This is a genomic window from Nonomuraea insulae, assembly GCF_042656245.1.
In genome coordinates this window covers 312,346-339,114 of the sequence record NZ_JBHSPA010000011.1, presented here as the reverse complement: position 1 = coordinate 339,114, position 26,769 = coordinate 312,346, and the positions used below count along the sequence as shown (strand labels likewise).

Annotated in this window: 26 protein-coding genes; 9 read left to right on the top strand and 17 right to left on the bottom strand. The window is 71.7% G+C overall.

What is annotated here, in order from left to right; all coding sequences use genetic code 11:
• The 9 genes from ACFPZ3_RS08960 to ACFPZ3_RS08920 all read right to left on the bottom strand — a co-directional run.
• Positions 1-602, bottom strand: a 602-nt coding sequence (locus ACFPZ3_RS08960) for a C45 family autoproteolytic acyltransferase/hydolase (protein WP_379513507.1), incomplete at its 3' end; no start/stop codon positions are given.
• Positions 599-1,195, bottom strand: a complete 597-nt coding sequence (locus tag ACFPZ3_RS08955) for an FMN-binding negative transcriptional regulator (protein WP_379513506.1) — start codon at positions 1,193-1,195, stop codon at positions 599-601. The genes ACFPZ3_RS08955 and ACFPZ3_RS08960, both read right to left, overlap by 4 nt.
• Before the next feature lie 4 nt (positions 1,196-1,199).
• Positions 1,200-2,180 carry a P1 family peptidase gene (locus ACFPZ3_RS08950; RefSeq protein WP_379513505.1) on the bottom strand — a complete coding sequence of 327 codons (981 nt, stop codon included), beginning with the start codon at positions 2,178-2,180 and terminating at the stop codon, positions 1,200-1,202.
• Complete coding sequence (locus tag ACFPZ3_RS08945) at positions 2,177-2,938, bottom strand: ABC transporter ATP-binding protein (RefSeq protein ID WP_379513504.1); 762 nt, start codon at positions 2,936-2,938, stop codon at positions 2,177-2,179. The genes ACFPZ3_RS08950 and ACFPZ3_RS08945 overlap by 4 nt, the downstream gene beginning before the upstream one ends.
• Positions 2,935-3,900 carry an ABC transporter ATP-binding protein gene (locus ACFPZ3_RS08940; protein WP_379513503.1) on the bottom strand — a complete coding sequence of 322 codons (966 nt, stop codon included), beginning with the start codon at positions 3,898-3,900 and terminating at the stop codon, positions 2,935-2,937. The genes ACFPZ3_RS08945 and ACFPZ3_RS08940 overlap by 4 nt, the downstream gene beginning before the upstream one ends.
• On the bottom strand, positions 3,897-4,715 hold the full coding sequence (locus tag ACFPZ3_RS08935) for an ABC transporter permease (RefSeq protein WP_379513502.1): 819 nt from the start codon (positions 4,713-4,715) through the stop codon (positions 3,897-3,899). The genes ACFPZ3_RS08940 and ACFPZ3_RS08935 overlap by 4 nt, the downstream gene beginning before the upstream one ends.
• Positions 4,712-5,680: an ABC transporter permease gene (locus tag ACFPZ3_RS08930; protein ID WP_379513501.1), complete on the bottom strand. Its 969-nt coding sequence runs from the start codon at positions 5,678-5,680 to the stop codon at positions 4,712-4,714. The genes ACFPZ3_RS08935 and ACFPZ3_RS08930 overlap by 4 nt, the downstream gene beginning before the upstream one ends.
• Positions 5,681-5,682: 2 nt before the next feature.
• Positions 5,683-7,302 carry an ABC transporter substrate-binding protein gene (locus ACFPZ3_RS08925; RefSeq protein WP_379513500.1) on the bottom strand — a complete coding sequence of 540 codons (1,620 nt, stop codon included), beginning with the start codon at positions 7,300-7,302 and terminating at the stop codon, positions 5,683-5,685.
• A 14-nt stretch (positions 7,303-7,316) separates the two neighbouring features.
• A complete protein-coding gene (locus tag ACFPZ3_RS08920) occupies positions 7,317-9,215 on the bottom strand; it encodes a primary-amine oxidase (RefSeq protein WP_379513499.1) in 1,899 nt (632 codons plus the stop codon).
• Between the two features lie 156 nt (positions 9,216-9,371).
• On the opposite strand from ACFPZ3_RS08920, the gene ACFPZ3_RS08915 reads away from it, so the two are divergent.
• Positions 9,372-10,358, top strand: a complete 987-nt coding sequence (locus ACFPZ3_RS08915) for a LacI family DNA-binding transcriptional regulator (RefSeq protein WP_379513498.1) — start codon at positions 9,372-9,374, stop codon at positions 10,356-10,358.
• On the opposite strand, the gene ACFPZ3_RS08910 is transcribed toward ACFPZ3_RS08915, so the two are convergent.
• Complete coding sequence (locus ACFPZ3_RS08910) at positions 10,348-10,962, bottom strand: lytic polysaccharide monooxygenase auxiliary activity family 9 protein (RefSeq protein ID WP_379513497.1); 615 nt, start codon at positions 10,960-10,962, stop codon at positions 10,348-10,350. The genes ACFPZ3_RS08915 and ACFPZ3_RS08910 overlap by 11 nt on opposite strands.
• Before the next feature lie 324 nt (positions 10,963-11,286).
• Here ACFPZ3_RS08910 and ACFPZ3_RS08905 point away from each other — a divergent pair, with 324 nt between their 5' ends.
• Positions 11,287-11,868, top strand: coding sequence for a Uma2 family endonuclease (locus ACFPZ3_RS08905; RefSeq protein ID WP_379513496.1), 582 nt, complete (start codon positions 11,287-11,289; stop codon positions 11,866-11,868).
• Between the two features lie 57 nt (positions 11,869-11,925).
• On the opposite strand, the gene ACFPZ3_RS08900 is transcribed toward ACFPZ3_RS08905, so the two are convergent.
• From ACFPZ3_RS08900 to ACFPZ3_RS08890, 3 genes are read right to left on the bottom strand one after another with little or no spacing between them, the layout of a single operon-like run.
• Positions 11,926-12,597: a response regulator gene (locus ACFPZ3_RS08900; protein WP_379513495.1), complete on the bottom strand. Its 672-nt coding sequence runs from the start codon at positions 12,595-12,597 to the stop codon at positions 11,926-11,928.
• Positions 12,594-13,712 carry a hypothetical protein gene (locus tag ACFPZ3_RS08895; protein ID WP_379513494.1) on the bottom strand — a complete coding sequence of 373 codons (1,119 nt, stop codon included), beginning with the start codon at positions 13,710-13,712 and terminating at the stop codon, positions 12,594-12,596. The genes ACFPZ3_RS08900 and ACFPZ3_RS08895 overlap by 4 nt, the downstream gene beginning before the upstream one ends.
• On the bottom strand, positions 13,709-14,764 hold the full coding sequence (locus ACFPZ3_RS08890; RefSeq protein WP_379513493.1) for a sensor histidine kinase: 1,056 nt from the start codon (positions 14,762-14,764) through the stop codon (positions 13,709-13,711). Before ACFPZ3_RS08890 ends, ACFPZ3_RS08895 begins: the two co-directional genes overlap by 4 nt.
• A gap of 441 nt (positions 14,765-15,205) precedes the next feature.
• On the opposite strand from ACFPZ3_RS08890, the gene ACFPZ3_RS08885 reads away from it, so the two are divergent.
• Positions 15,206-15,949 (top strand): SpoIIE family protein phosphatase, encoded by a 744-nt coding sequence (locus ACFPZ3_RS08885; protein WP_379513492.1) that lies wholly within the window; start codon positions 15,206-15,208, stop codon positions 15,947-15,949.
• Between the two features lie 124 nt (positions 15,950-16,073).
• Positions 16,074-17,066 carry an endonuclease/exonuclease/phosphatase family protein gene (locus ACFPZ3_RS08880; RefSeq protein WP_379513491.1) on the top strand — a complete coding sequence of 331 codons (993 nt, stop codon included), beginning with the start codon at positions 16,074-16,076 and terminating at the stop codon, positions 17,064-17,066.
• A gap of 3 nt (positions 17,067-17,069) precedes the next feature.
• Here ACFPZ3_RS08880 and ACFPZ3_RS08875 read toward each other — a convergent pair whose 3' ends face one another.
• Both ACFPZ3_RS08875 and ACFPZ3_RS08870 read right to left on the bottom strand, forming a co-directional pair.
• Positions 17,070-19,439, bottom strand: coding sequence for a glycoside hydrolase family 3 N-terminal domain-containing protein (locus ACFPZ3_RS08875; protein WP_379513490.1), 2,370 nt, complete (start codon positions 19,437-19,439; stop codon positions 17,070-17,072).
• Between the two features lie 253 nt (positions 19,440-19,692).
• On the bottom strand, positions 19,693-19,881 hold the full coding sequence (locus ACFPZ3_RS08870; protein ID WP_379513489.1) for a hypothetical protein: 189 nt from the start codon (positions 19,879-19,881) through the stop codon (positions 19,693-19,695).
• A gap of 343 nt (positions 19,882-20,224) precedes the next feature.
• Between ACFPZ3_RS08870 and ACFPZ3_RS08865 the strand changes: the two genes are divergently transcribed.
• Genes ACFPZ3_RS08865 through ACFPZ3_RS08855 form a run of 3 tightly spaced genes read left to right on the top strand, consistent with a single transcriptional unit; the run spans position 20,225 to position 22,648 of the window.
• Complete coding sequence (locus ACFPZ3_RS08865; RefSeq protein ID WP_379513488.1) at positions 20,225-21,226, top strand: ArsR/SmtB family transcription factor; 1,002 nt, start codon at positions 20,225-20,227, stop codon at positions 21,224-21,226.
• Positions 21,227-21,242: 16 nt separating this feature from the next.
• Positions 21,243-21,521, top strand: coding sequence for a hypothetical protein (locus ACFPZ3_RS08860; protein ID WP_379513487.1), 279 nt, complete (start codon positions 21,243-21,245; stop codon positions 21,519-21,521).
• Positions 21,518-22,648, top strand: coding sequence for a transglycosylase SLT domain-containing protein (locus ACFPZ3_RS08855; RefSeq protein WP_379513486.1), 1,131 nt, complete (start codon positions 21,518-21,520; stop codon positions 22,646-22,648). The genes ACFPZ3_RS08860 and ACFPZ3_RS08855 overlap by 4 nt, the downstream gene beginning before the upstream one ends.
• Here ACFPZ3_RS08855 and eccB read toward each other — a convergent pair.
• On the bottom strand, positions 22,642-24,039 hold the full coding sequence (gene eccB, locus ACFPZ3_RS08850) for a type VII secretion protein EccB (protein ID WP_379513485.1): 1,398 nt from the start codon (positions 24,037-24,039) through the stop codon (positions 22,642-22,644). The two genes, ACFPZ3_RS08855 and eccB, sit on opposite strands and share 7 nt — an antisense overlap.
• 148 nt (positions 24,040-24,187) lie before the next feature.
• Between eccB and ACFPZ3_RS08845 the strand changes: the two genes are divergently transcribed.
• The gene (locus ACFPZ3_RS08845) at positions 24,188-24,502 is read left to right on the top strand and encodes a hypothetical protein (protein ID WP_379513484.1); all 315 of its coding nucleotides are present in this window, start codon (positions 24,188-24,190) and stop codon (positions 24,500-24,502) included.
• Positions 24,499-25,344, top strand: a complete 846-nt coding sequence (locus ACFPZ3_RS08840; RefSeq protein WP_379513483.1) for a hypothetical protein — start codon at positions 24,499-24,501, stop codon at positions 25,342-25,344. Before ACFPZ3_RS08845 ends, ACFPZ3_RS08840 begins: the two co-directional genes overlap by 4 nt.
• Here ACFPZ3_RS08840 and eccD read toward each other — a convergent pair.
• Positions 25,341-26,726, bottom strand: coding sequence for a type VII secretion integral membrane protein EccD (gene eccD / locus ACFPZ3_RS08835; protein ID WP_379513482.1), 1,386 nt, complete (start codon positions 26,724-26,726; stop codon positions 25,341-25,343). The two genes, ACFPZ3_RS08840 and eccD, sit on opposite strands and share 4 nt — an antisense overlap.
• Positions 26,727-26,769 lie beyond the last annotated feature (43 nt).

Genomic DNA, 26,769 nt, shown 5'->3' with positions numbered 1-26,769 from the left:
CAGTCGAGGTGGGTGATGGCCAGGATGCGGCGGGCGATCAGGTGCACGGGGACGCCCACCTCGGTCGTGTCGGCGTCGTGGCGCAGGATGTTGAAGTGCACGCCCAGACCGGCCGAGTTGACCCCGATCTTGGCCAGCGTCCCTGCCTCGGTGAACGTGCGCACGACGTGCCCTGGACGCGGCTCCAGCTCCCACAGCAGGGGCGCGTCGCGCAGGTGGTCGTGCCAGTCCCAGGTCTGCACCGTACGCGGGGGGCCGGCCTGCGGCAGCACCACGGAGGTCGAGCACTCGCCGTGGCCCACCGCGTCGATGGCGGCCAGGATCTCCGTGCGGGCGTTGACCACGGCGACCTGCCAGGGCTCGAGGCCGGCGCCCGCCGCGATCCCGGCGATCTCGTCGGCCAGGTGCGGCGCCCAGTCGGCGCTGCGCTCGAGCGCGGTCTCACCCCACGCGCGGACCTGGGCGGGTGTGGCGCCGGCGACCTCGAACAGGTCGTTGTAGCCGGAGAGGTTGGCGGCGACCCGCTCGCGCAGGTGGGTGCCGAACTCTTTGCCGCGTGCTCGGGGGTCGGTCTGAGTGGACGTGAAGGTGGGAAATGTCATGACCTGTCCATCAAGTCGGCGAGCCGCGGGTTCTCGGCGGCGAAATCGGCATGCACGCGGGCGTACCGCTCGGCGTCGATGTCCTGGCTCAGCTTGAACATGCTCTGCTCTGTGCGTATATGCACGCGAAATGCCACTACCCCGGGCAACAACGCGCGGAACCTGTCCCGGGAGGCGGGGGTCGGCTCCCAGGCGGGGTTCCGCAGCGACTCCAGGGCCGCGACCGTGCGCTCCAGCACGTCGAGGGGATCGTCGAGCAGCTCCACCCGGCCGGTCACGTGGACGGTCGCGTAGTCCCAGGTCGGCACGGCCGGGTCGGTGGCGTACACGGTGGGCGAGACGTAGCCGTGCGGCCCGGAGAAGACCACGAGCACCTCCGGGGAGGACTCGAACGAGCGCCAGTGCGGGTTGGCGCGGGCCATGTGGCCGAGCAGCGCGCCGCCCTCGACGCTCTGGCCCTCCAGGATGACGGGGACGTGCGTGGCCACGGGCGCGCCGCCGGACGCGTTCACGACCAGCGCGAACGGGTTCTCCCTGACCAGCGCGGTCGCCTGGGCCGGGTCCTTGGCGGCGTAGCGGGGAAAGGTGTGCATGCCCTTACTCCACCGCGCTCAGGATGGCGTCCCAGGCGACCTCGGAGGCCAGCGTGCCCAGGCCCGTCGGCTTGACCCCGGTCAGCTCGACCTCGTCGGTCGTCATGGCGAACATCGTGTCGCCGTCGGTCAGCGTGTGGAACGGCTGGATGCCGCGGTGCATGGAGCTGTGCACCTGGCGGCCGATCTGGAGCAGCTCCACGTCGGTCAGCTTCACGTTGGTGACCATGACGGTCAGCGTGGTGTTGCCCATGACGGCCGGAGCCTCGATCAGCTCGGCGTAGTCGGCGCTCGGATGACGGCGCTCGCCCAGATCGGCGTGGTAGTTGCCGCGCACGACCCGGCCCTGCCGGTCGATCACCGCGCCCACGGAGTTGACCACGGTCGCCACCAGCACCTTGGCCTCGCCGAACGTGCCGAACGCCGCCCCCTGCCCGGCGAACTCGGCCCGGCCGAAGTCCACCTTGCCCGCGCTCGCCGTGCGCCCCGCGCCGCACCGGCCCACCGGGATCTCGCCCTCGACGGCGTTGCGCAGGGCGGCCCTGCCCAGCTCGGCGTCGGGGTAGACGGCGCTGTCGCGGCAGGAGAAGTCGTAGATCACCGCCCCGGACACCAGTTGCAGCTCATCCCACTTGGTGAGGTTGTTGCGGCGGGACAGCAGTTCGTCGCTGACGCCGGCCGCCGCCGCCAGGCCGTACACCGAGCCGCCCGCCAGGCAGATCGCGTGGTTGTAGTCGTAGCCGCCGCTCATGCCGACCGCGCCGCCGCGGGCGTCCACCGCGGTGCGGGCGCCCTGCGGGAGGTGGATCACGGTGCAGCCGGTGGGGCCCTCGCCGTACTCGGCCGTGCCGACGTGCACGCCGGGCAGGTCGAAGGTGACCGAGCCGCGCCCGGGGCTGGGCTGCGGGGTCGGCGACAGGCCCGCGTTGCTCGGTACGCCGGGCGCGAACGCGGACGGCGTCGCGAGCCGTGGCTCGGTGGTCATAGGGCCTCCAGCAGTTGCTTCGAGTACTCGTGAGAAGGGTGGGTGTAGAAGGTCGCCGTGTCGGCGGTCTCGACGATCTCGCCCTTGCGCATGACCGCGATCCGGTCGGCGACGTAGCGGACCGCGCCGAGGTCGTGGGAGATGAACAGGGCGCTGAAGCCGTACTCGGCCTGCAGGTCCTTGATCAGGTTGAGGATCTGCACCTGTACGGAGACGTCCAGGGCGCTGACGGCCTCGTCGAACACGATGAACGCCGGCCTGGTGACCAGGGCGCGGGCGATGGACACGCGCTGGCGCTGGCCGCCGGACAACTCGTGCGGGTACCGGTCGGCGAAGCCGGCCTCCAGGCCGACCTGCTCCAGCATCTCGCCCACCGCCCCGCCCGCCCTGCCGTCCGCCCTGCCGTCCATTGGGCGGCCGAGCACGTCCAGCGGCTCCGCCACGCTCTGGCCCACGCGCATACGCGGGTTGAGCGACCAGTGGGGGTGCTGGAGCACGGCCTGCATGCGGCCCGCCAGCTCGCGGCGGCGCTTGGGGAACGGGCGGCCGTCGAACCTGACCGTGCCGGTCGTGGGGCGTTGCAGGCCGAGGGCGACGCGGCTCGTGGTGGTCTTGCCCGAGCCGGACTCGCCGACCAGGCCGAGCGTCTCGCCCTCGGCCACCTCCAGCGAGACGTGCTTCATGGCGTCGAGGTGGACGCGCCGCAGCGGCGCTCCCGCGGTGAAGGTGACGGTGACGTCGTCCAGTTCGAGGATCACGCGCTCACCTCCGGCGCGCTCCGCCGCTGCGCGAGCGTGCCCTCCAGGTCGGCGGCTCTGTGGCACAGGACGTCCTGCTCGCGGATCCTGACCGGGGCCGGGCGTTCGTGCTCGCAGCGCTCCTCCGCGAACGGGCAGCGCGGCGCGAAGGCGCAGCCCTCGGCCGGGCCCGTGAGGACGGGCGGGCGGCCGGGGACGGGCTCCAGGCGGACGCCGTGGGCCGCGGCGGCGGGGGCCGAGCCGGCCAGCGCCGCCGTGTAGGGGTGGGCGGGGTTGCCCAGCACCTGGCGGGCGGGGCCGCTCTCGACGACGCGGCCGCCGTACATGACGGCCACCCGGTCGCAGCGGCGGGCCACGGCGGGCAGGTCGTGGCTGAGCCACAGGATGCTCGTCCCCGCCTCGGCGGCCAGGGAGAAGACCATGTTCGACACCTCCTCGCGTACCTGGCTGTCCAGGGCGGCGGTCGGCTCGTCGGCGATCAGCAGGTCGGGCGCGGTGGCCATGGCCATCGCGATGGCCACCCGCTGCGCCATGCCGCCGGAGAGCTGGTGCGGGTACGAGCGCACCACCCGCGGATCGTCCAGCCTGACCCGCCCCAGGTGGAAGCTCACGTCACCGCCGCGCCCGAGCACGAGCCCGAGCTGGGCGCCGACGCGCATGGTCGGGTCGAGCGAGGCGATCGGGTCCTGGAAGACGAACCCGAGGTGCCGCCGCCGCAGGTGGCGCAGCCGGGTGGCGGGCAGCTCGAACACCGGCTCCCCCGCCACCAGCACCTCTCCCTCGCCGCGCCGGGCCGACTGCGGCAACAACCGGCCGGCGGCGGAGCCGAGCGTGGACTTGCCCGACCCGCTCTCCCCCACCAGCCCGACCGTCTCCCCCTGCGTCACCTCCAGGTCGGCGCCGTCGAGCGCCCGGGTCCTGGCGTAGTCGATCACCAAGTTCCGTACGGAAAGCAGGCTCACGTCAAAGACCTCGTCTCCCGGGGTTCGAGCCGGTCGCGCAGCCCGTCGCCCACCACGTTGATCGCCAGGATCGCCACCACGAGCACGACCCCGGGGCCGAGGATCAGCCAGGGCGCGGCGATCATGTACGTGCCGCCCTGCTGGATGAGCACTCCGAGCGACGCCTGGGGCGGCTGCACGCCGAAGCCCAGGAAGCTCAGCCCGCCCTCGACCGCGATGCCGACCGACAGCGCGTAGGTGCCCTGCACCGCGATCGTGCCGGCCACGTTCGGCAGCACGTGGCGGCCGAGCACGCGCGGCAGCCTGGCCCCGCTGATGACGGCGGAGGTGACGTAGTCGCGCTGCGCGACGGCCACGGCGGCGGCCCTCACAAGCCGGGTCATCAGCGGGATCGTCACCAGCACGATGCTCGCGAGCGCCGCGAACTGCCCGGGGCCGAGCACGGCGGCGACCAGGATGGCCAGCACGATGGCGGGGAAGGAGTAGAGCACTTCCACCAGGCGCATCACCAGTTCGTTCAGGTAGCCGCCACGGTATCCGGCCACGATGCCGAACGTCGCGCTCAGCGCCGCCGTGACCAGCACGGCGATGGACGACAGCAGCAGCGTCGTGCCCACGCCCTCCATGACCCGGGGCAGCACCGAGCGGCCCAGGTTGTCGGTGCCCAGCCACCAGCCGGGCCCCGGCGGTTGCAGGCGCGGGCCGACGATGGCGTCCGGGTCGCCGCCGATGCCGAAGAGCGAGCCCAGCGCGAACAGCACCAGGATCAGCAGGCACGCCAGCCCGCCGATGGACAGCCGGTCCAGCTTCCTCACGAGCGCCTCCCCGCCATCACGCCCATCCGGGGATCGAGCGCCCCGACGAGCAGGTCGATGAGCACGTTCATCACGATGAACACCCCGGCGGCCAGCAGCACCCCGGCCTGCACGACGGCGTAGTCGCGGCGACCGACGGCCTGCACGATGTAGGAGCCGACGCCGGGCAGGTTGAACACGTGCTCCACGATGAGGGCGCCGCCCAGCAGGTACGCGGTGGTGGCGCCGAGCAGCGTCACCACGGGGGTGGCGGCGTTGCGCAGGATGTGGTGCCTGACGATGAACCACGGCGACTCGCCGCGCCCGACGGCGGCCGTGACGTACGGCTCGACCAGCACGCCCATGACCGCGTCGCGGGTCGTCCTGGCGGTGACCGAGATGGAGAAGACCGACAGGACGGCCGCGGGCAGGATCATCGTGGTCAGGTTCCCCGCCGGGTCCCGGGTGAGCGGCACCCAGGAGCCGACCTCCAGGCCGAGCGCGTACCGGGAGAAGACGAACACCACCAGGCTGCCCAGCACGAACTCCGGCACGCTGACGCCGAGCCCGCTGAGCAGCCGCCCAGCGGCACCGCCGCCGCCGGGACGGGCGCGTACGGCGGTCAGGACGCCCAGCGGCACCCCGAGCAGCACGCTCGCGGCCACCGCCAGCACGGTCAGCTCGGCCGTCACCGGCAGGCGGGCCACCAGCTCCGCGCCCACCGGCTGGCGGCTGATCATCGAGACGCCGAAGTCGCCGCCGGTGACGGCCGTCAGCCAGTGCCCATACTGCATGAAGACCGGCTGGTCGAGCCCGTAGCGGGCGGCCAGATCCGCCTTCTGGCCGGCGGTCGCGAACGGCCCGAGCACGGTCTCCGCGAAGCCGCCCGGCATCAGGCGCACGGCGGCGAAGATCAGCACCGAGACGCCCAGGAGCGTGGCGGCCGAGCTGAGAGCCCGGCCGGACCACCACATCAGCAAGCGCATGGTTACTGGGTCTTCTTCACGCGGGCGTCGGCGACCAGGCGCAGCACGTTGCCGTAGCCCTCGGCCGCGTACAGGCTGGGGCTGAGCGCGTCGGTCCTGAAGGCGACCGTGGCGGGGCGGGTGACCAGCGGGATCATCTGCGCGTCGGCGTCGGCCTTGGCGCACACGTCGGTCAGCGCCTTGTCACGGGCCGCACCCGCGGGTTCCTTCCCCGCCGCGTCGATGAGCGTGTTGAGGTCCTTGTCCGGTTTCATGAAGCCGACGTTGAAGCCGGCCGTCTCCGGGTTCCACCACTTGGTGACCATGCCGGGGTCGGCATACCCGGCGAACCAGGACAGGGCGGCGTCGAAGTCGGCGGGCGCCTTGCCGTACACCTTGCCGGACCAGCTCGCCTCGTCCATCTGCTCGATCTTGACGGTGATGCCGGCCTGCTGGAGGTTCTGCTGGACCACCTGCGCGACGGCCGGGGCCGGCTCGGTGGAGAAGATCGAGAGCGTGAACGACAGGTTCTGCGCGCCCGCCTCGGCCAGCAGCGCCTTGGCGTCGTCCAGGCTCTTACCCGCCGACGGCAGCGCGGCCGGGTCGCAGGCGCCCGGCAGGCCCGCCGGGGTGATCGCGGTGGGCTTGCCCTTGCCGCCCAGCGCCACGTCGGCGATCTGCTGGTCGTCCAGCGCGATGGCGATCGCCTGGCGCACCTTCGGGTCGGCGAGCTTCGAGCCCGGCTTGAGGCTGTTGAGCATCAGGTAGTAGAAGTCCGTGGTGGCCTGGGTGACGACCTGGACGTCCTTCGCTCCGGCCAGCATCGTGCTGGAGTCCACGTTGCCCAGCGTGGCCAGGGCCGCGCCGCCGTTCTGCAGGGCGGCGATGCGCGCGGCCTCCTCGGGGGCGATCGTGATGTTCACCGTGTCGGCGTTGGGCTTGCCCTGGTTCCAGTACTTGTCGTTGCGCTTGAACGTCCACGAGACGTCCTGGCGGTGGTCCTGGACCACGTACGGGCCGGTGCCGAGCAGCGTGGTGGCCGGATCGACGGACTTGTCGTCGATCTCCTTCATCGGCAGGATCGCGGCGGGCACGTTGGCCAGCGCCGTCAGGAACGGCGTGTACGGCTCGCTCAGCGTGACCTTGACCTGGTCGTCGCCATCCTTGGTGACCGACTTGACCGGGCCGAGCTGGCCCCGCCACACACCCTTCGAGGCCAGCAGGCGCTTGAGGCTGCCCACCACGTCGTCGGCCGTCATCTCCCTGCCGTTGGCGAACTTCACGCCCTTGCGCAGGTGGAAGACGTACGTCTTCGGATCAGGGGTGTCCCACTTCTCGGCCAGCAGCGGCTGGACGCTGAAATCGGGGCCCACCGTGACCAGCGTCTCGTAGGACAAGGAGAGCAGTTGCCAGGTGGTGGCGACGTCGGCGAGTTGCGGGTCGTACCCGGTGGCGGCGCCGCTGTCGATGTGCACTTGCAGGTTGAGCGCGCCTCCCGTGGGGAGGGCCTGATCGGCGACGGCGAGATAGCCGGGGGCGGCGCTCTCCTGGGCGGCCGTCGGGGACGTGGCCGTTCCGGTTGCGGCGCAGGCGGACGCCAGCAGGGCGGCCGCGACACCGCAGGCCAGGCGTATGGGACGCATGAGCCTCTTCTCCTCTAGTGGCAGGAACGTTCGGCGGCGCTCGGCGGTACGTCGAGCGTGGGGTTGCGGTCGAAGAACCCGACCGGCTTGAGTACGAACCCGCAGGTGTCGACCGGCATGATCGGCCAGTCCTCGGTGCGGGGGAAATGCGTCAGGCCGAACGTGTGCCACAGCACGATGTCCTGCCCGTCGATGTCGCGGTCGGCCCTGGTGTAGGCGGGCAGGCCCGCGCCGCCGGGATGCTGGTTGACCAGGTCCCCGGCGGGATAGCGCTCTGCGGGGTGGTAGCGGGTGACCCACAGATGTCTGGTGGCGAACTCGGCCCTGCGGCCGATGCTGGACTCCGGCGCGGCCAGCAGCGTCGGCTTGCCCTCCGCGTGCAGCGCGTAGCCGACCGGGCGGCCGAGGCGGTTGCGCACCTCGGGGTTGACGACGTGCCAGGTGCGCTCGGCCTTCACGTCGGCGTCGCGCCTGGCCTCCCGCTCGGTGCGCAGGCGGGTGACGCCGCGGCCGATCGCGCTGCCGTACGGGCCGCCGGCCCGCGTCGCCTCCACCTCGTCCACCGCGTTCGCCACGCCGTCCACCGTCATGTCCAGCCGCGCGCCGAACAGGTGCTGGTGGTAGGGCGCCGCCAGCCCGGGCGCCACCTCCGACGCGTACGGGGCGGCCCGCTCGTCGTAGGCGCCGGTGAAGACGATGCCGGTGGCCTTGACCTCCAGCTCGATCGTGCCGTCGAGGTAGAGGTACCAGTAGAAGCCGTAGTCGTAGTTGCCCACCGTCACGAAGAACGAGATCACCAGGCGCCGCTGCCTGCGGGTCTCCCTGGAGCCGTTGGCCGGGTCGGTGTGCTTCCACAGCACGCCGTAGTCCTCTTCGTGCATGCAGATCGCGTTGTTGATCACCTTGGGCATCCCGGCGCCGTCCGTGACGACGGCGTCGAAGTAGGTGATCTCGCCGAGGCAGTCACAGCCGAGTTCGAGGGAGTTGGCGAGCTTGCCGAGCTGGTACTCGCCGGTGTCGAAGTAGTTCTGCCAGAAGCGGATCGGGCTCGGGTCGCCGTACGGGACCACCATCTCGGCCACCGACGCCCGGTACACGATCGGCCTCGTCCTGCCGCCGTCCTCGAACCCGATCTGGTGCAGCGTCAGGCCCTCGCGCATGTCGTAGCCGAGGCGCAGGCTCCACTTCTCCCAGGTGATCAACGGGCCGTCGATCGTGAAGCTGGGGCCCTCGGGCTGGGTGATGTGGATGGGCTTCTGCGTGGTGCGGTGGGGGCCGTGGCCGTAGTCGCCGCTCTCCTGCGGGATCGGCTGGGGGCCGGTGTCCACGATCTCCAGGATCTCGCCCTTGACCAGGTCCACGTACGCGACCAGGCCGTCCACGGGGTGCGCCCACGGGAGGCTGTCGGGAGTGGGCATCACGTGCGCCAGCACCCTGGCCACCCGGCGGCCCTCCTCCTTCGGCAGATCGAAGTGGCCCGCGCTGAGCGCCGCCAGGTAGACGCCCGCGGGGTCCTCGATCCCGCGCCTGGCCAGGGCCTTCGCCCAGCCCGCGTCCTCCCGCAGCACGCGCCTGACCAGGGCGTGCTCCTCATCCAGCATCGGCACCTGGCCGTCGGTGACCGGGTCGATCGGGGTGCTCTTCTCCACCCGGCCGTCACTGATCGACACGATCACGTCCTGCGCGGCCTCGGTGGCCAGGTCCAGCAGGAAGGCGCGGGCGCGGCGGGCCGCCGGCGTCTTTGCCGTGTGTGCCAGCACCTCGCCCTTCGGCGGCTCCTCCAGGCCGAGGTAGGCCACCCGGACCGTCTCGGTCAGCAGCCCTTCCGCCATCAGGACCCGTCTGACCTCGTCGATCTCCTGCGCGGCGAGCGGGTCGAGTGGATGGGGAAGCATCCCGGTGGACAGGTGCAACGTTCCGCCCCTTTCTGATGCCGGAACGTTCCGGCAAGTTTCGCGATAACTTATTGCGCGTGGCCGTGAGGCACAAGACCTGAGGCCGAGGCGAAACACATCGTTTACGTCACCCGAGCGTGAAGGATCATGGAATTGGGCCGCTACCATCGGGGCGTGCGAGCAGACGAGCCGGTCACGATCCTCACCGTCGCCAGAGAGGCGGGGGTGTCCAAGACGACGGCCTCCGACGCGCTGCGCGGCTCCGGGCGGGTGTCCGAGCGCACGCGCGAGACGGTCGCGAAGGTGGCGGAGCGGCTCGGTTACGTGCCCAACGGCTCGGCCAGGCACCTGCGCAAGGCCAGCACCGGCACCATCGGGCTGCACGTGCCCGAGGTGCTGACCAGGTCCGCCTACTACATGTCGTTCGTGTTCGGCGTGGTCGAGCAGGCGGCGCGGCACGACTACGACGTCACGCTGATCACCTCGGGCCAGCGCCGCTCACGGCCGCCGCGCGTGGACGGGCTGGTGCTCGGCGACCCGCTCGGGGGCGACCCGGTGGTGGCGGGCCTGATGGCGACGGGCCTGCCGACGGTCTCGTGCGAGCGCTTCCCCGGGTCGCGGCAGGCCGACGGGGTGGTCTGGTCGGAGCACGCCCAGATGCTCGCCCGGCTCCTCGGCCACCTGCGCTCGGCCGGTTCCGCGCGTCCCGGGCTCATCGTGGCCGGCGACGAGAGCGACTGGGCCGGCAGCGTGCACCGGGGCTACCTCGACTGGTGCGCCGCGCAGGGGGTCGAGCCGCTGGTGCGGCGGGTGTCGTTCGACGCGACGGGCGACGAGATCCGCGCCGCCGCCCGTGCTCTGCTCAGCACCCCCATGGATGCGCTCGTGTGCGCGCCCGCAGGGGCGGCGACCGAGGTGGCGCCGCTGCTGCGGGAGTCGGGGGCGGGCGTGCTGCTCGCGTCGTGCGTCGACAGCGCCGCCACCCGCCTGGCCGACCCGCCGATCACCGCCATCGACCTGCGCCCGCGCGAGGCCGGGGCGAGCTGCGCCGAACTGCTCTTCGAGCTGCTCTCGGGGGCCGCGCCGGCGGGGACGGAGCGCGTACACCCGATCGAGCTGGAAGTACGCGCCTCCACGTCCTCCGTAGGGATCAGAAGGTGACGTCGCTGCAGAAGTAGTACGTCTGGTCCATGTGCGAGGCTTTCCAGATCGTGTAGATCACGTGACGGCCGGTGCGGGACCCCTTGCTCAGGCCGTTGATCATGTACGTGCCGGCCGGCGCGTACTTGGGCGTCTCCCTGATCAGCTCCAGGTGGTTCCATCCCAGGCGCGTGGTGGTGGCGTCGAAGCCCTGGCGGGTGATGTACACCCTGATGTAGTCGGCGCCGTGGTAGGCCTGGTCGGTCAGCCGGATGTTGAACGTGCTCGCCATGGCCGTCGTCTTCCAGGCGCCCGGCGTGTCCATGGAGCGGTAGCGGCCGTCCTGCGTCTGGCCGGCGCTGCACAGTTGCCCATTGGGGACGGCGGCCTGGTGGTTGCCGGCGACGTTGTCGCGGTAGAGCCCGTTCCAGTTCCACATGGCGTTGGTGTTGTCCGCCCACGCCTGCCAGCACATGGGGTCCTGCTGCTGCATCGTGGGGTTCTGGAAGTCGCTGCCCCAGCGCAGCCAGCAGCCGTAGTTGCGGGAAACCGGGTCGGTGGTCGAGCCGTGCGCCGAGGCGGTGCCGGTCAGCGGGACGACGAAGATCATCGCCAGGGAGATCATCAAGATCAGGGCACGTTTTGCTGCGTGGGGCATAGTGCGGTCTCCGTGTTCCGGTCGGGGTTCCGGGGGTGGGGAGCGCTCCCTGGTGGGGGACGGTATCTGACGGCGTTGACATGGCCAAGTGATGGGCTCTGGTCAACCGGTGCCCGAGGGGTCGGTGGAGGGGGTGAACAGCGGAAAGGGCTTTCCTGGCATGAGTCACAGAATTGAAACTTTCAACCCGCCCTTTTTCTCCTGTTCGATGGGTAATTGCTCGGAAACTTAAAGTGACAGAATTAGGGGAAGTAGCATGTGGGCAAGGGCGAGACTCCCGATACTGAGTGGGTGACCACATTGGCAGCGATCGAGCCGACCGAGCGTACGGTGCTTCCCGGTAAGCCGCCATACACGATCGACGATCTTCTCGAGTTCCCTGACGACGGGAACCGCTACGAGCTCTGCAACGGGAGCCTACTGGTGAGCTCTGCCCCTGCCATCCTCCACCAGGTAGCCATAACAAATGCTCTTGGCATCCTCCAGCGCGCGGCACCGCGCAATCTGCTGACCTTGACGTATGTCAACTTCCGCGTGTCGGACAAGGACTACTACATTCCCGACCTCGTCGTCGTGCCGAGAAGTGCGGCGTTGACCAGAGGGCTTATGTTCTCGCCTCGCGACATGCTGCTCGCCGGAGAGGTCGTCAGCCCGAGCACCCGTAAGCAAGACAAGGGTCTCAAGCCCTTGGCGTATGCGGAGGCAGGCGTTCCCATCTACTGGCGACTCGAACTCGACGAAGGGCCGACCCTCTACGTCTACGAACTCAACGGCGACAGCTACGACCCGCCGACCGCCTACAAGGCCGGGGCCGTCGCCGAGCTGACGAAGCCGTTCCCCCTGAGCTTCGATCCCGCCGACCTTCTGGATTGACCTGGACCCCGGCTCTGCCGGCCCCCTCCTGCCGGGAGTGCCGAGGTCCAGGAGCTTTCATCCCTTCTCGGGAGGGCTTTGGGCGGCCAGGGACGTGTAGACGGTCACCTCGTCGGGGCGTACCAGTCCGTCCTGGATGGCGCAGATGAGCAGTTTCTCTTTTGTGGGCGCGGGCCGTCCGGCCGCCGCATATTTGACCCGCGCCCGGTCGATGTACTGCCGCACCGTCCGCTCCTTGATCCCCATACGCGCCGCCACCGACGCCTTGGACATGGACTGGAACCAGTACAGCAGCGCCGCCCGCTCCTTGTCGGAGAGTTGCGGCCGGTGGGGGCCCTCGTCGGTCGCGATCGCCTGCGCCATGGGCGGCGTGACGCTCGGCCGGTCGGCGGCCACTTCCAGGATGGTCTCCAGGCAGGACTCCCTGGTCGCCCGGCCCTTGCCGATGAAGGCGGAGGCGCCCGCGTCCAGCACCGTGCGTACGGTCTCCGGCTCCTCGTGCTCCGAGAAGACGATCACCCGCTGACCATCGGCGCACAGCTCGGCGACCCGGTCGATGACCATGGTGCCGTTGAGGTTGAGGTCGAGCAGCAGCACGTCGGCGGCCGTGCCGCGGACGGACTCGATGGTGGGGCCCTGCGCGACGAGCGCGACGGGGCCCGGCGGGCCGAACCACGACCGTACGCCGTCCACCACCACCTGGTGATCCTCCACCAGGGCGACCGTCACGGGCCCTCCCAGATGCTGTTGACCCACACCTCACCTCCCTCCCGCTGGTAGTTGACGACGACCCCGCTGGCCTCGCGTACGGGGCTCGGGCTGATGGGCAGGTCCTCGTTGTCGGCCACGACGGCGACGCTGACCATCGTGGACATGGCGGACACGGTGACCCTGGCCCGCGACCTGGCCCCGTCCAGCGCCCTGACTGGGGCTCTGAGGAGGTCCTCGCGGACGCCCTTCGGCAGGGTGGGCAGGTGCTCGCCGAACGGCGGCGCCGTGACGAGGACCTGGCGCCGTTCGGCCGCGTCGATGCGTTCGCGCAGCACGGAGACCAGCTCGTCGGGCACGTCCTCGCGCTCGGTGATGAGCCGGCGCAGCCGCATGGCCCCGGCGGTGCAGTCCTCGCGCACGCGCGGGTCGCCGGGGTCGGCCCCGTCGGCGAGCTGCGTGAGCAGCGACTCGGCCACGTCGCGGATGGCCTCGTAGCGGCGCAGCCGGTCGACGTGGATGCGGTGGGCGGACTCGCTCCAGGCCTCGTCGGCGGCGAGCCTGCGGGCCAGTAGCACGGTCTCCTCCGCGCGGGAGCGCAGCAGGTGGCAGCCGGCCATGTACCCGAGTTGCATGGTGACGCCGCCGGCGATGACGACCAGGTATTTGGCGATGGAGATGCGGTCGAAGGATCCGGAGATCGCCATCGCCGCCAGCATGATCCCGGCGTTGGCGGTCAGGAAGGCCACGATCTCGGTCCGCCAGCGCGGGCGGTTCCAGGTCAGCATGACGCCGATCCACCCGATCGAGCCGAATCCCCAGTCGCTGATGCCGAGCAGTTCGCCGGGACGGGAGGCGACGATCACCGCGATGTCCACGGCCAGCGTGGCGAGGGCGAGCCACAGGATCCGGTCGGGCCCGCGGGAGGTGCGCGACAGTGTCAGGGCGCCGATCACGAAGATCGCGGAGTAGACGATCCAGGCGGTGAGCGCCACCAGCGGCCAGCGGAAGGAGCTCCAGCCGGTGAGGGTGACGGTGAGGTCGTAGCCGAGGTGCCAGACGCCGGCGATGACGACGGCGCCGAGCGCGGTGTAGCGGGCGTAGCGCAGCGCGATCTGCTCGATCTCTTCTGTCATGGCCGCCACCACAGGCTGATCCGCGTGCCGCGGTCGCCGGAGGAGATCTGGGCGCCGCCGTTCGGCAGGGAGCGCATCGTGTCGAGGATGGAGCCGCGGACGCCGAACCGGTCGGGCGGTAAGCGGTGCTGGTCGAAGCCCTGGCCCGCGTCGGCGATCTCGACCAGGATCTCCCCGTCGCGCCTGCCGGAGCTGAGCTCGGCCTCGTGGACGCCGGCGTGCAGCGCGATGTTCGCCAGGGCCTCGGTGACCGCGCGGGCGAAGCGCTCTGCGACGTCGCCCGGCACGGTCTCGGGGGTCAGGCGGCGGCGTACGTCCAGGCCGGTGGCCCGCTCCGCGACCTCGTCCAGCAGCGCGTCGAGGGCGATGGGGACGGAGGCGGTGTGGGGATGGTCGCGCAGTTTGTCCAGCGCGGACAGGTCGGTGGCCACCTGGGCGCGCAGGGTGCGCGACGGCTCGTCGTAGGTGCCGAACCCGACCATGGTCAGTGTGTGCAGGGAGGTCTCGTGGATGCTGCCGACCTGGCGCAGTTCGTCCTCGCGGCGCAGCCGTTCCACCATGAGTGAGATCTCGGCGCGCGCGCTCTCCCGCAGGAAGGTGTCGGCCGAGGCGGCCGAGCGGCGCAGCAGCGTCATGAGCAGCACGATCGCGAGGAGCTGGACGAGGTGGACGCCCAGAGTGCTGAGCACGCTCTGGGAGGGTGAGGCCAGGCCCACGCCCACCGCGAACGCCCCCGCGACGGCGAGCCCGACGGGCACCGCTGTTATCGGCCGCCAGGTGACCCCGGCCATGACGACGGTCATCGTGACGAGTCCCGCCACCCAGCTCGACCCCGTGACGAGCACCTCCGTGGCCACGAGGTTGACCTGGGCCAGGCATAAGGCGATCGTGATGGCCACATCACCGGCCACCAGCCAGTTCGCGAGCGGCTGCTTGCGTAAGAACACACGCACGAACAGCGCCGTCCACACCACGTGGACCAGCAGCATGGGCGCCAGCCATCGCATGGACACGGGCGCGACCGCGCCGAACAACGCCGCGACAACCGCCACAGAACCCACCGCGCTGCGCGCGCCGGCTCCAGTCCGCGCGACGGCCTGGTCCAACTGCCGAGTGGCGGAGTTGTACGTGGCCGGACCGAACCTCGTGGAGCCGGAGTGAACCATAAACCGTCCGCGGGCGATATGGACACAAGACCCGACTCACGATAACGCAGGGCACGGTAGTGAAGAAGCGTGGGAAATGGGTTTCTCCAGCGATTCTGGAAGTTCCGGTGGACGGCGTCATGGATCCCATGGCACTCCTCCCTCGGGACGGCTTCGTGACGGTGTGCACCGCCTCTCCGAACCCTGTCCTGCTCCTCCCCCTGTGGCATGACGGCTGATCGGCCGTCATACCGCTACGACGGCCGATCGGCCGTCAATCGCGTCTCTTGAGAAGGGCGTCTACTGGGACGCGATGTGCCGCGGGGATCGCGGTGGGAGGGGACTTCGATGACAGTGTTCGTGATCACGTTCCTGGTGGGCTGTCTGTCCGTGATGACGGTCCGGGGGCGGAAGGGGAACTGGCCGGCGGGGATGCCGGTGGCGCGGCCGCGGCTGGTGGCGGTGGGGGGCACGTACGAAGGGGCGCGGGGCAAGCCGTCCGACGCGTACGTCGTACAGGAGAGGATGATCGCGACAGCGCGCGGGGACGGCGCGGATCTGGCCCACACGGCCGCCGCGCTGGCGCTGGGCGCGGTCGTCGCGGAGCGGCCGCAACACGGGGGGACGCTGGAGGAGGATCTGGGCGAGTGCGCGCAGGCGGCGCATCGTGCGGTACGGGCGGCGGCCCTGCGCGATCCGGCCGCCCGCGAGCTGGCCAGCACCCTGGACCTGGTCGTCCTGGACCGGACCGAGATCCCGCGGCTGCGTTTCGCGCACGTGGGTGACGGGGCGATCTGGCACTGCCCGAAGGGCGAGGAGCCGCGGCTGCTCACCTCCGGCCCCGGCGCGGACGGGCTCGGGCGCTCGGGGGCGCTCGAACCGGAGGTCGGGGTCGTGGCGCTGCGGCCGGGGGACCGCGTGGCGATCGTCACCGAGGCGGCGGTCAGGGCGCTGGGGGCGGCGCGCATGAAGGAGCTGTTCGCGGGTGGGGCGTCGCCGGGGGCCTGCCTGGACCGGCTGTACGACGAGATGGCCGCCGTGGAGCCGAAGGACGACGCCACGGTGGTCATCGCCGAGTACGTCACCGCCTGATGCCAGGGGGGTCGATTCGCGCTGGATTGAGGGGGTTCGTGGGCGCGTAAAACGGTAAAGGCCGTCTCGTTCCAAAGCCGTTTAAGGTTCAAGTTGTGAATCAGTTCGGGGACAGGACGGCGGAGTGAACGCCACGACCGAGATCGAGCGCGCCGCGGCGGGTGACGCGCCGAAGCCGAGGAAACGACGCAGGCGCTGGCCGGCCTGGACGGTCGTGGCGCTGCTGGCCCTGTGGGCCGTCATCAGGATCGGCGGATGGGAGCAGGGCTCCTTCCCGACACAGCTCATGACCGTGACGCCGATCGGTGCGGGACTGGCGGCGCTGACCGCGCTCCTGTCGCTGCTGCGGCGCAACCGCTGGGCCGCGCCGGCCGCCGCGCTGGTGTGCGTGGCGATGGTCGCGGTCGTGGTGCCGCGCACGGTCGGGGCGGAGCAGCCCGCGGCCAAGGGCGCGCCGCTGCGGGTGCTGTCGATCAACCTGTTCGGCCAGGCGGACGCCAAGACCGTGGTCGACCTGGTGCGGAAGTACGACATTGAGGTGTTCAGCGCCCTGGAGCTGACCTACGACGAGGCCGCGCGGCTGGACGCGGCGGGGTTGACGCAGCTCCTGCCGCACCGGGTGTCGCAGGCCGAGGCCGACGTGCACGGGAGCGGCATCTACGCCAAGTATCCCGTGACGGAGCTGCCGGGCCTCTTCACGCCGCTCGGGCCCAACATGCCGGCCGCGACCTTCACCCTGCCCGGGGGCGGAAAGGTCGAGTACGTGGCGATACACCCCAATCCGCCGCTGGGGCGCATGGAGCAGGAGTGGAACACGAACCTGCGGAACCTCCCGTCACCGTCCCCGTCGGCGGTCAGGGTGCTGGCCGGCGACTTCAACGCCAGCCTCGACCACCGGTCCTTCCGCAACCTGCTGGACCGGGGCTACGTGGACGCGGCCGACCAGGTGGGCAAGGGCCTGATCCCGACCTGGCCGAACAACCGGTCCGTCATCCCGCCGATCATCTCCATCGATCACGTGGTGGCCGACCGGCGGGTGGCGGTGAACCGGGTGGAGATCCTGGACGTGCCCGGGACCGACCACCGCGGCGTCTTCGCCGAGCTGCGCCTCCCGTGAGGCTCAACCCTTCAGGAGCCGGGTCCGGGTGGTGAGCCGCCGCGCGGCGCCCAGCATGAGCGTGTCACCGGTGAGCCGGACGACCGCGCGCAGCGGCGACTCCTCCGCCGACGGTCCCGCGGCGAGCGTGATCGTGCCGGGCTCGACGATGCGCCGCAGCTCGACACCGGTGTAGGAGAACGCGTCCGCCGGCACGTCGAACACCACCACGCGCCTCTCCCCCGGCTCCAGCGCCACCCGCGCGAACCCGACGAGCTGAAGGACCGGCCTGGCGACCTGCGCGACCGGGTCGGAGGCGTAGAGCTGCACGACCTCCTCGGCCGGCCGGTCACCGGTGTTGCCCACCGTCACCCGGACCTCGATCGAGCCGTCCGTCGGGCAGTCGGCGCGGTCGGTGGTCATGGCGACGTACTCGACGGAGCTGTAGGACAACCCGTGCCCGAACGCGAACGCCGGCGTCGGGTCCAGCACCGTGATGCCCTCGGCCCTTCTGCCCAGCGGCGCCTGCAGGTAGGTGGAGGGGTTGATGGCGGGCGAGGCGGGGATCTGCACCGGCAGCCGCCCCGACGGGTTGACCCGGCCGCTCAGCACGCCGGCCAGCGCCGCGCCGCCCTCCACGCCGGGGAAGAACGCCTGGATCGCGGCGGCCACCCGCTCCTTGTACGCCCCCAGCGCGTACGGCCTGCCGGCCACCACCACGAGCACGACCGGCGTGCCGGTGGCCAGGACCGCCTCGACCAGGTCCGGCTGGAGGCCGGGCAGCCGCAGGTCCGCCGCGTCGCAGCCCTCGCCCGAGGTGCCGCCGCCGAACAGCCCCGCCCGGTCCCCGACGAACACCAGCGCCAGGTCCGACCCGGCGGCCAGCTCCGCCGCCCCGGCGATCCCCGACGCGTCCTGACCGGTCACGTCGGCCCCGAGCGCGTAGCGCAGCTCCGCCCCCGGGAACTCGGCCGCCAGCCGTTCCCTGACGGACGGGATCGGCAGGCCCATGCCGTGCTCGGGGTAGCGGTCGAGCACGTGGTTGGGGAAGGCGTAGCAGCCCAGCAGGGTACGGGGGTCGTCGGCGCACGGCCCGACGACCGCGATCCGGGAGGTGGTGGCGGGGCCGAGGGGCAGCAGGCCGCCTGAGTTGCTCAGGAGGACGATGGAACGCTCCGCGACGGTGGCGGCCAGAGCGCGGTTACGCGGGCTGTCCAGGTCCAGCTCATCGGCCCCTTCGGGGACGAGCGAGCGGGCCGTCCCCCGGGCGTCGCCGGGCGGGCCGCCCTGGTCGCCGTCCAGGAGCCCGAGCTCGATCTTCTGCCGCAACACCCGCCGCGCCGACTGCTCCACCAGCGCCTCGTCCACCCGCCCCGCGCGGACGTGCGCCACCAGGTGCTCGCCGTAGCCGACGGTCTCGGGCAGCTCCACGTCGATGCCCGCCCGCATCGCGACCGCCCCCGCCGCCGCGTCGTCCTCGGCCACCCCGTGCATCGAGGCCAGGAACGGGATCGCCCAGTAGTCGGCCACCACCGTCCCGTCGAACCCCCACTCCTCCCGCAACAACCGCCGCAGCAGATCGGAGCTCGCGGCGACGGGCACGCCGTCGAGGTCGGTGTAGGAGTTCATCACCGACCGGGCCCCGCCCTCGCGCAGCGCCGTCTCGAACGGCGGCAGGATCACATCGGCCAGCTCCCTCGGCCCGATGCTGACGGGCGCGTGGTTGCGGGCGGCGCGCGAGGCGGCGTACCCGGCGAAGTGCTTGAGGGTGGCGATGATCCCGGCGCCCTCCAGGCCGCGTACGTACGCCGCCCCGAGCTGCCCCACCAGGTACGGATCCTCGCCCAGGGTCTCCTCGACCCGCCCCCACCGGTAGTCCCGCACCACGTCGAGGACCGGCGACAACCCCTGGTGCACCCCGGCGGCCCGCAGGTCGGCGCCGATCGCCCCGGCCAGTCGCTCGATGAGCCCGGGGTCGAAGGTGGCGGCCCAGGCCAGCGGCGTCGGGTACGCGGTCGCCCCGTACGTGGCGAACCCGGTCAGGCACTCCTCGTGGGCGATGGCCGGGATCCCGAACCGATTGGCGGCCATCACCTGCTCCTGCAACGACCGCAGGCGGTCCGCCCCCTCGGCGGGGCTCACGGGGGCGGTGCCGTAGACGCGGGTGAGGTGCCCGATCCCGTGGCGCAGCCGCTCCTCCACCCCTGCGCCGTTCACGAAGAGGTCCTGCAGGGGCGCGGCGTTGCCGGGCTCGCCGGTCTGGATCCAGACCGAGCCGAGCTGCGCGACCTTCTCCTCCAGGGTCAGCTCGGCCAGCAGGCTCTCCACGCGCTCGCCGACCGTGCGGGCGGCGTCCCGCCAGAGCGCGAGGCCCGGTGCTTCGACAGATGTCATGGCTGCGACTTTCGAGAGAGATTCGTCCAAGCCGGGACTTTATGTGCCGTCCGCAAACTCGTCAAGAATATTTCGAAGTAATACCGAAATTTTCGGAAACGGTTTCTTGGCAGGGTAGGAAACAACCGCAAGTCCGTTCTCTGACCAGCGGAATTCCAGCGGCATCACCGATGAAACTTTCAAGAAACTTGTCTCCAACAGCAGAACGCCCGCTCCCGTGGTCGGGGAGCGGGCGCCGTTGTGCTGCGGAAGCTCAGGCCGCGCTCTCCTCGGCCTGCCGGTTGAGCGTGTCGAGGTCGAAAGCGCCCGACTTGACGGCCGCGGTGAACGCCTCCCAGTCACGGCGTGGAACTTCCAGCACCGCGTCCGGGTTGTCCGCGTGGATGACCTCCACGTGGTCGTTGATCCGCTTCGCCGCGACGCGGCTGGCGTCGTGTGACATCTGCAGCACTCCTCTCGGTGCATTCCCGACTCCGCCCCGGCCACCCGTTCGCAGGAGGACCGGGGCGGTTGCGGGCAGCCTTCCATCTCCGCGAGGGCGTCGGCCACCCGATCGGCGAGCCCGGCGGAGACAAAACCCAACTCCCGGGTGACGGTCTTTAGACCTCAGTGCAAGAAAACCGCCGCCGTCACTCCCTGGCCAGCACGGCGGCCAGCGGCAGGACCAGGCTGGATAGCGGGAGCGTCCGCCCCACAGAGGGCTCGTGAATCATCCGCTTAAGGGATGTTTCGAGCTTCGTTGAAGCATTCATCCGGGGATGTCTTCGCTGTCTACAGTCCTACCTGTGGGGGCCCAAGTAACAAGGACCAACGTGTGGAGCGAGCTGCGCGTGCGCTCCACACCACAGCTCTCCTTCTCGATCTCGCCCAATCTCACCGCTCTCGCCATGGTCATCGACGCCGTCGCCGGCCGTCACCGCGGGCTGCCCGAGCTCTGGCGGCGGGCGATCGGCTCACGGGTCGGCCCGCTCGGCCACGAGGCCGTGCGCCCGCTGGGCGCGCCCGGCGGCACGATCGCGCCGGACAGCCTCGTGCCCAACACGCCCATCAGCGGCGACGTCTCCGTTCAGGCCCAGGTCAACGCCCTGCACGACCTCTCGCCCGAGGAGCTGATCAAGGACCTGGAACGTACCTTCGGCCCCGGCACCCCGCCCCCGCAGTGGCGGGCGGCGGCCGAGCGGCCCACCCGCTGGCTGCGCGGCTACGCCGGCGCCCTGACCGAGGTCTGGAACACCATCGAACCCCTGTGGCTGCGGGCCCGCCCGCTGCTGGACAGGGAGGTCGAGCGGGTCGGCGTGACGAGCGTGCGCGGCGGACCCGAACTGCTGCTCGGCGCGCTCAGCGGCCGCATCGTGTACAACGAGCGCGGCCTGCTCATCCGCGACTCCGACGCCGGCACGCACGACCTGGGCGACAGGAAGATCGTCCTGGCTCCGATGCTGGCGGGCAGGGACGCGCTCATCCTCGGCCTGGACGATCCCGGCGCCGTGTGGATCGCCTATCCCGTGCCAGGGGCGGACTCCCTGTGGCGCAAGCCCATCGCCCCGGCGGTGGACCAGCTGTCGGCGCTGGTCGGGCCGGTCCGCGCGGACCTGCTCTGCGCGCTCGACCAGCCCATGACCATGTCCATGCTGGCGACGGACATGAAGATCGCGCCCAGCGGTCTCACCTACCACTGCGACCGGCTGCGCGCCGGCCGGCTGATCACGAGGGAGCGCCGGGGGCGCGAGGTGTGGATCGCCCGCACCCACCGGGCCGAGGAGTTGCTGGAGCTGTTCCGGCGCTGAGGAGGGGAAGCGGGGCGTGGTGCTCAAGTTCCACCGGGACGCGCTGGACGGGTGCGCCGCGGCGGCCAAGGCGGCCTCGGGCGCCTTCGCGGGGCTGGTCGGCCCGGCGCTGGAGGCGTCGGCGTTCGGGAACGTGCCGGGGTCGGCCGCCATGTCCGCGGCGGCGGGCAACCTGACGCGGGTCTCCGAGCAGGCCGGCAGGACGCTGGGCAGCCGTCTGGAGGCCGTGGACCGCACGCTGGACGCCGTCGAGCGCACGGTCGCCTCCGCCGACGAGAACGCGGTGCGCCGATGAGCGCGATCGACGAGGTCAGGGCCGCCCCCGGCGGCGGCGAGCTGGCGGACCTGGCCGCCAAGGTGATCGGCGACCCGGGCGCGATCAGTGCGGCGGCCCAGGCGTGGAGCACGGCGGCGGGCACCGGGCAGGAGCACACGGGCGCGCTCAGCGCCGCCTCGGCCGAGGTGGACGGCGCGTGGGAGGGCGACAGCGCCGACGCGTTCACCGCCTACATGGGCAAGGTGGTGAGCTGCGGCGACCGGCTGCGGCAGGCCCTTCAGGAGTGTGCGGGCCACCTCGACGCGGCCGCGCGGACACTGCGCGACGCCGAGGCGCAGGCGCTGGACATCTGCCACCAGTACGCCGCCGCCGCGCAGGAGCAGCGGCGGACCGCCCAGTCACAGGCGCAGGCCGTCCAGAACGCCGCGGCTGCCCCGCCGCCCATCGAGGACCAGGTCGCGCAGGCCATGCGGCCCATGCTGGAGCAGTCGCGCACGGCGCTGCAACGGCTGGTCACGGAGACCGGCTCCACTCTGTCCGACGTGGCCGGGAAGATCGACAGCGCGCTCGGCACGATCCCGGACGTCGCCTCGGAGCTGCCTGAGCCGGACGCGCAGCCGTTCACCCCCGCGCAGGGCAAGCCGATCGGCTGGAATCCGGCGCAGGTGGACGGCCAGCTGACCGCCCTGGCCGGCGGCGGCGGCTCCACGTCGGGCTCCGGCACCGTGGGCTTCGGCGGGTACGGCCCCAGCGGCCCCCCGCCCGCCGGCGGCGGGCCGGCCCCGCAGGGCCAGGTGGCCGACTGGATCAACCAGGCCATCACCATCCTCAAGGCGAACGGCGTCCCCGCGGACAAGATGAACCCGAACGACATCTGGATGATCATCAGGCACGAGTCGGGCGGAAATCCCAGCGCCATCAACAACTGGGACTCCAACGCGGCCAAGGGCACGCCGTCCAAGGGCCTGATGCAGACCATCGACCCCACGTTCAACAGCTACAAGCTGGCCGGGCACGGTGACATCTACAACCCGGTGGACAACATCATCGCGGGCGTCCGGTACTCCATCGCCCGCTACGGCTCGGTCTCGAACGTGCCCGGCGTGGTGGGCATGAAGACCGGCGGCGGCTACCGGGGTTACTGAGCGGATTCACCGAGCGCGGGCTTGGCGGCCCGCGCCGGGTCGAGCACCGGTCCCTCGGGGATGAGCTGGAGCACGTTCACGGGCACCGGGGTGGCCTGGGAGGCGTCGTAGCCGAGCTTGTTCAGCACGTCGGCGCCGGGCACGGCGTAGCGGCGGCCCTCCGGGGTGACCAGGTAGTACGACTGGACGACGTCGAGCTGACCGTCGCCGGGGAGCACGCCGGCCAGGACGGCGCGGCCGGGCGGGAGGCGTACGAGGTCGGTGGCGTCGCCGTGTGCGACGGGCAGCGTGGCGCCGGTGGTGAGGCGGACACGGGTGGAGCCGGTGCCCGTCTCCGCGTAGACGACGCAGAGCGGACTGGCCGGGTCGTAGGCGGTCATGCGGGGCATCACGGCGGGCAGGCCGTCGGCGGCGATGGCGGTGCGGGAGTGGGGGGCGGCGTTGGCGGTGGCGGCGTCGACGTGGATCTCCTTGACCGCGCCCCCGCCGTAGGCGGCCCTGCTGTCGGGGTCGCTCAGCAGGAGCGTGGCCTGGCCCTGGGTGACGGGGGCCAGGCCGTCGGACAGCAGCACGTACCAGCGGGGCTCGCCGCCGGCCACCGCGCCCGCCAGGAACACCTGGCCCACGGCGGCGGCCTTGCCGCCGGGACCGGTCACCGGGCGGCCGCGCCCGCCGATCGCGGGGGCGGCCAGGTCGGGGCCTTCCGGCAGCGCGTTCAGCCAGGCCACCGGCACGGCGGCGGGGCCGGCGGCGGTGAGCCCGCGCGCGATCCCCGCGGGCACGCGCATGCGGGTGCCGCGCCAGATCGCCCACGTCTGCCCGCCCACGTCCACCAGCAGCGCGTCCCCCTCGGCGACCGGCTTGCCGCCGATCTGACGGCCCGCGACCAGCATCACGTACGGCTTGCGCCCGGTCGGCTCGGCCCGCTCCCGCACGCACGCCGCCCACGGCCCCTTGGCCAGGTTGGCCGGGGCGGGCAACGAGTCGGGGGCGCCGGGGATGCCGATGGCCGCGCCCCGCTCGTAGGAGGTGAGCGCCTCCCGCGCGACGACCCGCTCCTTGACCTGACCCGAGTTCAGGACGAGACGGGCGGAGGCGTAGTTGGCGACGGGGATGAGCCGGCCGTCGTTGTAGACGAACCGCGCCCCGGTCTCGCGCTCGATGATCAGCGTGCCCGGGTCCTCCAGGGACTTCGTGCCGCTGGGGCGCAGCAGGCCGAAGACGGCGAAGCCGACGCAGAGCAGGACCGCGACCATGATCCCGGCCATGAACCCGATGTTCTGCCGGCGCAGCGGCCACTCCGGCTGGTTGGGCTGGGCGCGCAGCAGCGCCAGGCCGATGCGCTGGATGGTGAGGCGATAGGCCTGATAAAGGTCGCGCTGACTGTGCACTCCGCCCCTCACATCACACGAGTCCCTGCTTGCTCCAATTTATCGGGATAAAGACATGGAAGCGGCGCGGTATCCGACACAAGAACGGTTAATGATCAGTAAATGACGTTCGCACACCAAGGGCCCCGCGCGTTACAGGATGACATCCGTGGACACGCGCTACATCACCCCCGACGCGATCAGTGAGGTCCGCCGGGGCATCAGGGACGAGTTGCTGCCGATCTTCACCGAGGTGCGCCAGATCCTGGAGGAGAACAAGTCGATCGACTTCCCCGGCTGGGGGCCGATCGGCGAGTGGACCGTGGGCGCGCTCTACCGGTCGATGATCGACTCCTTCGTCGACGACGCCGAGGCCGCGCACGCCGTGCTGACGAAGTGGGAGAGCGAGGACCTGAGCTTCGCCGAGCGGAACTGGCGCACGGCCGAGGACCTGATCGTGCGGCGGGTCGGGCGGAAGCCGTGAGCCGGGTGCCCAGGGTGGCGGGCCGGGCCCGTGACGGGTCCCCGCTGCGCTCGAAGCAGAGCCCGCCCGATCCCGCCGAGGTGCAGAACGTGCTGCGCAAGGCGGCCAGGCTGGAGCCGTCGATCGCGCTCGGCCTGCTGGCCACGCTGCCGGCGGTGGCGAACGTCCCCGCGATCTGGACGACCGCCGCCAACCTCCAGGCGGGCGCGGGCGGCCGGCTCGACAAGGGCGGCAACAACGCGCTCACCGCCGTGATCAACGCCTCGGGGCAGAACTGGGTCGCCGAGGACCAGAAGGCGTTCGTGCGCGCGGCCAACGAGCTGCGGGGACAGCTCGACGCCTTCCGTACGAACGTGCAGTGGGTGGCCGGGCACGTGGACAACATCGGCGACGGGTTCGCCGTCTACTGGGTGGCGGCGGCCAAGATCGCGCAGAGCACGTACCTGCGGCTGCTGTCGTTGCAGGCGCTCGCCCTGGTCCCGCAGACCAGGCCGGCCGCGCGGGTCGCCATGCGGACGACGGCGGCCCAGGCGAACGCGTCCCTGGCCGCCGCGTCCGGGCAGTTGCAGCGCTTCCTGGGCTCGCTCGGGCTCAAGGACGTGCTGAGCGCGGTCGCGGCGGGGATCGGCGGAACGGCGGCCATGCAGCTCGCGTTCATGCGGCCGGACGGCGCCGCGAAGATCGACTTCGGCGAGGCGGCCGTCGACCGCTCGAAGGCGGCCACGTTCACCGATCCGGGGCAGGGGCAGCAGTTGCCGGCCGCGACGGGGTCGTTCGACTGGCAGGTCAGGACCTCGGACGGCGAGATGAGCCTGGAGGACGTGGTCAGGAACCGGAGTTAGCTGACCAGGCCGCGGATGGTCTCGTACAGGTCCATCACGGCCAGCGACAGCGGGACCAGGGCGATCATCAGCAGGATGTCGAAGATGTCGCCCGCGCGGCCCCAGAACGGGGACGGGCGCGCCGACGCGAGCCACAGCGCCGTCCCCGCCACGGCCAGGGCCAGCACCACCAGCCCCGGCACGACCAGGTAGAGCACCGTCCCGCCCGGCGCCGCCAGCGCGGTGGCCCCGGCCGGGAACGCGACTCCGAGCAGCGTCGTGGTCAGCAGCCAGGCGCGCTGGCCGCGGCCCTCGAAGACGCGGGCCCGCATGAGCAGCGACAACGACAGCGCGGCGCTCATCGCCAGCGCGGCCCAGGTGCCGTCCAGCACGAGCAGCACCTGCGCGCCGAGCACCACCAGCGCGACCGCGCCGAGCAGCCCGGCGCAGAAGCGGTCGGCGACCACGGTCTTGTCGATCACCAGCTCGCCGTCCAGGTCGCCGCTCTCCCGCCGCAGCTCCTCCGCCGTCGTCGGCAGCGCGGGCAGCGGCATCCCGGCCAGCCGGAACGACAACGAGGGGATGGCCGTGGTCAGCCCGACGGCGATCGCGGCCAGCACCGCCGCCACCCCCGCCGCGGGCAGGCCGAACGCCATGACCACGCCCGAGCCCAGCAGCCCGCAGAGCGCGGCGGCGGCCACGCCGAGGAAGGCGGGCAGCCCCTGCGCCACCGCGAACCCGGTCGCCGTGGCCAGCATCAGCACCACGCCGGAGGCCGACAGCAGGGTGTCGGGCTGGAGGACGGCCTGGCCGGAGGCAGGCCCGACCAGGCCCGCGACGAAGCCGTACGGGAGGGCCGCGTACCCGATCACGGCCCCGGAGCGGGCGTCGCCCAGGGCGCGTGACAGCGCGACGGCCACCACCAGCAGCACCAGCGCCACGGCACCCGCCACCAGGGCGGTCGGCGGCCAGGGCGGCCCGGTCCGCAGCAGCGCGACGGCGCCCAGGCCGAGCAGGGCGGCGGCGGCGCGCAGGCCGTAGGTCCTGGTGGTGGCCGGTAGCCAGCGCCCGGTGCGCTCCAGCACGCCGGTCGCCACCGCGTCGGCGACGTCGTCGAAGACGGCCTCGGGCAGCTCGTGGCCGCGCGGGCGCAGGTGCAGCAGTTCGCCGTCGTGCACGGCCAGGTCGGACAGGGTCACGTTCGGGTCGAAGGGCCGGCCGCCGAGCCGCTGGAGCACCCAGCCGCCGTGGGCCAGGCCCGCCTCGGCCAGCCCCTCGCCGGCGATGCGCAGCACGGTCGGCAGCAGGTTGCCCAGCGGGATGTCCGGCGGCAGGCCCAGGTCCAGGAATCCGCGCGGGGTCACGACGGTGACCCGGCACAGGTCGGTTCCGGTGGCGCTCACTCGGACGAGTTTATGGATAGGACATCGGGCGCGAAGGCCGAAA

Bases quoted from the DNA above. Each gene is read 5' to 3' on its own strand.
- ACFPZ3_RS08925 (WP_379513500.1), bottom strand. From the start codon at position 7,302: ATGCGTCCCATACGCCTGGCCTGCGGTGTCGCGGCCGCCCTGCTGGCG.
- ACFPZ3_RS08950 (WP_379513505.1), bottom strand. From the start codon at position 2,180: ATGACCACCGAGCCACGGCTCGCGACGCCGTCCGCGTTCGCGCCCGGC.
- ACFPZ3_RS08855 (WP_379513486.1), top strand. From the start codon at position 21,518: ATGAGCGCGATCGACGAGGTCAGGGCCGCCCCCGGCGGCGGCGAGCTG.
- ACFPZ3_RS08910 (WP_379513497.1), bottom strand. From the start codon at position 10,962: ATGATCTCCCTGGCGATGATCTTCGTCGTCCCGCTGACCGGCACCGCC.
- ACFPZ3_RS08955 (WP_379513506.1), bottom strand. From the start codon at position 1,195: ATGCACACCTTTCCCCGCTACGCCGCCAAGGACCCGGCCCAGGCGACC.
- ACFPZ3_RS08870 (WP_379513489.1), bottom strand. From the start codon at position 19,881: ATGTCACACGACGCCAGCCGCGTCGCGGCGAAGCGGATCAACGACCAC.
- ACFPZ3_RS08895 (WP_379513494.1), bottom strand. From the start codon at position 13,712: ATGACAGAAGAGATCGAGCAGATCGCGCTGCGCTACGCCCGCTACACC.
- ACFPZ3_RS08875 (WP_379513490.1), bottom strand. From the start codon at position 19,439: ATGACATCTGTCGAAGCACCGGGCCTCGCGCTCTGGCGGGACGCCGCC.
- ACFPZ3_RS08930 (WP_379513501.1), bottom strand. From the start codon at position 5,680: ATGCGCTTGCTGATGTGGTGGTCCGGCCGGGCTCTCAGCTCGGCCGCC.
- ACFPZ3_RS08885 (WP_379513492.1), top strand. From the start codon at position 15,206: ATGACAGTGTTCGTGATCACGTTCCTGGTGGGCTGTCTGTCCGTGATG.